We start from the raw sequence: 530 nt of genomic DNA on the forward strand, positions 1-530 counted from the left end.
GTCGCCATCTCGCGCAGCGCGGCAACCAGGGCCTCGGCTGCGTCCAGGATGCCGTTCTTGATGAGCATCGGGTTGGCGCCCGCCGCGACGTTCTTCAGGCCCTCGTTGACGATCATCTGGGCCAGCACGGTGGCCGTGGTCGTGCCGTCGCCGGCCACGTCGTTGGTCTTGGTCGCCGCTTCCTTCAAGAGCTGGGCGCCCATGTTCTGGAAGGGCTCCTCCAGCTCAATCTCTTTGGCCACAGTGACCCCATCGTGGGTAATGGTCGGGGCGCCCCACTTTTTGTCCAGGGCTACGTTGCGGCCCTTGGGCCCCAGGGTGACCTTGACGGCGTTGGCCAGGGTGTCGACACCGGCCTTCAGGTCACGTCGTGCAACTTCGGAAAACAGCAGTTGTTTCGCCATTTCATTCACTCCTTATTGGTGGGTTGGTACATTGGTAGATTGGGCACTTGCCCATTTGCCTATTCAAGGATGGCCAGGATGTCGCTCTCCTTGAGGATCAGGTACTTCTTGTCGTTGAGCTTGACC

1 protein-coding gene is annotated in these 530 nt (G+C 60.6%); it reads right to left on the reverse strand.

All coding sequences use genetic code 11. The features are described from left to right. A partial coding sequence (locus SCI24_RS21465) for a TCP-1/cpn60 chaperonin family protein (protein WP_318727291.1) occupies positions 1-404 on the reverse strand: 404 nt, incomplete at its 3' end. Positions 405-530: the final 126 nt, after the last annotated feature.

Origin of the sequence: Halomonas sp. (genome assembly GCF_033549285.1) — a bacterium.
Classification (GTDB): domain Bacteria; phylum Pseudomonadota; class Gammaproteobacteria; order Pseudomonadales; family Halomonadaceae; genus Halomonas.